Annotated in this window: 1 pseudogene; it reads left to right on the forward strand. The window is 58.1% G+C overall.

Annotation, left to right across the window (positions count from 1 at the left end):
- Window positions 1-103: 103 nt before the first annotated feature.
- Window positions 104-241: pseudogene (locus NVV99_RS26805) on the forward strand (glyoxalase/bleomycin resistance/dioxygenase family protein); the annotation flags it as partial.

Raw genomic sequence — 241 nt, forward strand, 5'->3', positions numbered from 1 at the left:
GTCGAAAAGGTGGCGCATTCTGAAGGCGTCCAGTACTTCGATATATGTCACACAGGTGGAGGATGTCATGTAACGCGCACAACTCGCCCTCAACGTCGACGACCTGACCGTAGCGGTCACCTTCTACACCAAACTGTTCGGTGTCGAACCGGCCATGCTCTAGCCCGGTTATGCGAACTTCGCGATCGCCGAACCGCCGCTCTTGCTCGTACTGCTCGAAAACCCCGGCAAGGGCGGCACC

The sequence above is a fragment of the Rhodococcus sp. PAE-6 genome, assembly GCF_025290685.1.
GTDB classification, from domain to species: domain Bacteria; phylum Actinomycetota; class Actinomycetes; order Mycobacteriales; family Mycobacteriaceae; genus Rhodococcus; species Rhodococcus pyridinivorans.